The 4,358-nt window shown below is 63.4% G+C and carries 2 protein-coding genes and 2 pseudogenes; all 4 read left to right on the top strand.

Going from position 1 to position 4,358, the window contains the following annotated elements; translation table 11 throughout:
- Positions 1-684, top strand: a pseudogene (locus ACH2EI_RS02815) (acyl-CoA synthetase); the annotation flags it as partial.
- 112 nt (positions 685-796) lie between these two features.
- On the top strand, positions 797-1,513 hold the full coding sequence (locus tag ACH2EI_RS02820; protein ID WP_395154580.1) for an HAD family hydrolase: 717 nt from the start codon (positions 797-799) through the stop codon (positions 1,511-1,513).
- A 6-nt stretch (positions 1,514-1,519) separates the two neighbouring features.
- The gene (locus tag ACH2EI_RS02825) at positions 1,520-3,901 is read left to right on the top strand and encodes a glycoside hydrolase family 65 protein (RefSeq protein WP_395154581.1); all 2,382 of its coding nucleotides are present in this window, start codon (positions 1,520-1,522) and stop codon (positions 3,899-3,901) included.
- A gap of 305 nt (positions 3,902-4,206) precedes the next feature.
- Positions 4,207-4,358, top strand: a pseudogene (locus ACH2EI_RS02830) (short-chain dehydrogenase); the annotation flags it as partial.

The following is a 4,358-nucleotide window of genomic DNA, read 5'->3' on the forward strand; positions in this document are numbered from 1 at the left end:
AAGGACGGCCTGCTCCGCCACAACGATCGGTTGATCATGGTCGACGCGCTCGGATCGAGCGAAGCGATCGGCATGGCGACAAACACGACGACCTCCGAGTCAGTGAGCGATCCGAATCGTCAGACCGCCCAGTTCCAACTCGGACCCAACACGCGAGTCATCACCGATGACGGCAACGACGTCGTTCCCGGCTCGGGCGAGCGTGGCCGGGTGGCCCTCCGGGGCCGCACCCCGATTGGCTACTACAAGGACGAAGCCAAGTCGGCCGAAACCTTCGTGATCATCGGCGGCGAGCGCTACTCAATCCCTGGCGACTACGCCACGGTCGAGGTCGACGGCACCGTCGCCCTCCTCGGACGCGGCAGCCAGTGCATCAACACCGGTGGCGAGAAGGTCTACCCGGAAGAAGTCGAAGAGTGCCTGAAGCGGCATCCCGCCGTCGCCGATGCCGCAGTAGTCGGCCTGCCTGACGAGAAGTGGGGCGAATCGATCACTGCGCTGGTCGAGGCTCACCCCGGCGCCACCATCGAATCCCAAGAACTTCGCGATCACGTCAAGGCCAACCTCGCGGCCTACAAGGCCCCGAAGGTCGTCTTCGAAATCGACACGGTCGGGCGAGCCAACAACGGCAAGCTCGACTACCGCGCCCTCAAGCAGCGCGCTCTCGATCTCGCCGCCAAGTAGTCGGGCGAGACAAAGGACAAAGAGCGCTCTCAGAGGCAGGGCTTTCTTTCAACAGCGACGGAACGGGTCTGACCCGATACACAACTCTGGTCGGTCGCGTAGCCTCAGAACGATGGACCAACCGACGGCAGCCACTTTCCGGTGGACGGACTACGACGCAGTGCTGTTCGACCTCGACGGCGTCATCACACCGACTGCCGAGATCCACGAACACGCCTGGGGCGAACTGTTCGCCGATTACGACTACACCGAGGCCGACTACCTCAAATACATCGACGGCAAGCCGCGCTACGACGGAGTCCGGTCGTTCCTCGCCTCGCGTGGCATCACGCTCCCCGACGGCGACGCCTCTGACGCTCCCGGAGACGGCACGGTCTGCGCTCTGGGCAACCGCAAGAACGCACTCTTTAACGAAGTGCTCAAACGGGACGGCATCGCCCCGTATCCGGGTTCCGCCGCGACACTCGAACTGCTCACCAACGCATCGATCCCCGACGCCATCGTGTCGTCATCGAAGAATGCCGTTCCGGTGCTTGACGCTGCCGGACTCGGCGACCGATTCGACATCGTGATCGACGGCATCGTCGCAACAGATGAAGGGCTCGCTGGCAAGCCCGCTCCTGACGGATACCTGCTCGGCGCCCAACGCCTGGGTGTCGATCCTGCACGAACCGTAGTGGTCGAAGACGCGACCTCCGGTGTCGCCGCCGGTGCAGCCGGCAACTTCGCCGTGGTCATCGGAGTCGACCGAGGCGCCGGCCCGCAGGCGCTGCTCGACCACGGTGCGACATTTGTTGTTGCCGACCTCGCTGAACTACTGAACTGCTGAACTGACATGGCCAACCCGACTCCCCTTCCCGACTATCGATTTCCCGTCGACCCGTGGCGGCTGACCGAACTTGAATACTGCGATGACGACCTCGGTCACACCGAAACACTGTTCGCCGTCGGCAACGGCTACATCGGCATGCGCGCCAACCCGGAAGAAGGTCGCAACGCTCACTCCCACGGCACCTACGTCAACGGGTTCCACGAGACCTGGCAGATCAGGCACGCCGAAAACGCCTACGGATTCGCCACGACGGGTCAGACGATCGTCAACGCGCCCGACGCCAAGCTGATCAAGTTGTACGTCGACGACGAACCGCTCCTGCTCGAAAGTGCCGAACTGATCGACTACGAGCGAACGCTCGACTTTCGCACCGGCGAGCTGACCCGCAGCTTCATCTGGCGGACGCCCGGCGGCAAGCGCGTCAGCGTGGCCTCCACGCGCCTCGTCAGCTTCGAGCATCGCCACCTTGCAGCGATGACGTTCGAGGTCACACTGCTCGACGACGCTGCACCAATCGTCATCTCCTCGCAGCTGATGAACCGGCAAGACGGCGAAGATGAATACCACGTTCCTGACGCAGCGCTCGGTGAGGGCGACGGCACCACCGACCCGCGCCAGTCCAGCCAGTTCGCCGAACGAGTGCTCGAACCTCTGTTGAACGAGTACGACGGCGACCACACCGTCCTCGGCTACCGCTGCGTCAACAGCGCGATGACACTGGCTGTCGGCATGCATCATGTCGTGGACACGACCTGCGCGATCGACATCGAACACAGCACCGAAGACGACCTCGCCAAGACGGTGTTCACCGTCGAGGCGCAGCCAGGTAACACGATCCGGATCACGAAGTTTGCGTCGTACCACTCTTCCACTGGGGTGCCGACCGAAGAGCTCGCCGACCGTTGTCGACGCACCCTGCAGCGCGCCGCCGACGATGGTCTCGACCAACTGCGTTCGGAACAGCGGTCGTGGCTCGCCGATTTCTGGGCTGCGTCAGACATCGAACTGCGTGGCGACGATCGAGCGCAGCAGGCGCTGCGGTGGAACCTGTTCCAGCTCGCCCAGGCGTCTGCGCGGACACACGAGCAGGGCATCGCCGCGAAGGCCGTCACCGGCGGCGGCTACGACGGGCACTACTTCTGGGACACCGAGGTGTACGTCGCACCGTTCCTTGCCTATACCAACCCGCAGGCCGCGCGGAAGGTCCTCCGCTTTCGGTGGAAGATGCTCGACGCCGCCCGGTCGCGCGCCAAAATGCTCAGCGAGAACGGTGCGCTGTATCCCTGGCGCACCATCAATGGCGAAGAGGCGTCGGCCTACTACGCCGCTGGCACCGCGCAGTATCACATCAACGCAGCGGTGGTCTTTGCGCTCCGCCGTTATCTCGACGCAACGGGCGACATCGAGTTTCTTGCGCACGAGGGCGCCGAGATCCTCATCGAGACTGCACGGATGTGGGCCGGCCTCGGCTTCTACAACACCAGCGGATCAGGCACGTTCCACATCCACCGGGTGACCGGCCCCGACGAGTACACGACCGTCGTGAACGACAACACGTACACGAACGTCATGGCACGCTTCAACCTGCGCTACGCGGCCCGCACGGTGCGATTCCTTTCCGAGTGGAACCCTGAGATGTTCGAACACGTGCAGCGATCGACCGGGCTCGACGTCGGTGAACTCGATGCGTGGGATGCCGCCGCTGACGCGATGCACATCCCATTCGACGAGCAGCTGGAGATCCATCCCCAGGACTCCGAGTTCCTCGACCTCGAGCCGTGGGATTGGGAGGGCACGCCGCCCGAGAAGTACCCGTTGCTCCTCAACTTCCACCCGCTGGTCATCTATCGACACCGAGTGCTCAAGCAAGCCGACGTGGTCCTCGCGATGTTCCTGCGCGGTGAGCATTTCTCAGAAGACCAGAAGCGGCGCAACTTTGACTACTACGACCCGATCACCACTGGGGACTCGTCGCTGTCAGCGTGTGTTCAGGCGATCGTCGCAGCCAACGTTGGCTACGAAGATGTCGCTGTCGACTACTTCCTGCAGGCCCTGTACCTCGACCTCCACGACTCCCACAACAACACCGCTGACGGTGTGCACATCGCATCCGCCGGCGGTGTGTGGGCCGGCATCGTGTACGGCTTCGCCGGGTTGGTCGAACGTGGCGATTTCGTCGAGTTTACGCCTCGCCTTCCAGCGGCGTGGGACGGCATCACGTTCCACCTGACCCGACACGGCTCCAAGATCCGTGTCGACCTCGATCACGACGGGTGCACGCTCACGCTGGCCGACGGCCTCGGTGTCCCGGTCAGCATCGACGACGAACGCGTCGTCGTGAGCGCCGACAACCCAGTTCGGATCGCGTCGGCCCTCCGAGCGTGAGCGAGTCGGGCGCAGCCCGAGCACCAGCGTTCATCGGTGATCTCGTACTGCATCTGATCATTGGCGAGCACGGCAGTCTCGTCAGGACAATTGATATTTGACGGATCAATCGACGTCCTGATCTTGCCGCCGAGCACGCCCGCTGCATCTGCTGCATCTGCTGCAAGGACCGTCATCTCTGCGGCGTCGACGATGTTCGTTGGCGAGACGGAGATTCTTTCGTCGGCCACGACGAGGCCGACTACGGGCCGCCACATGGCACAAGGTTGGTCGACCTCGGTTACCCGTGGGTAACGTGGCTCCCCATGACTGATCTTGGATTCGACGGCAGAGTAGCGATCATCACCGGCGCCGGTGGCGGCCTGGGTAGGCAGCACGCACTGATGATGGCAGCACGTGGTGCACTGATTGTGGTGAACGACCTCGGCGGTTCTGTCGACGGTTCGGGCAGCGACAA

It is taken from the genome of Ilumatobacter sp. (assembly GCF_041688325.1).
Taxonomy (GTDB): domain Bacteria; phylum Actinomycetota; class Acidimicrobiia; order Acidimicrobiales; family Ilumatobacteraceae; genus Ilumatobacter_A.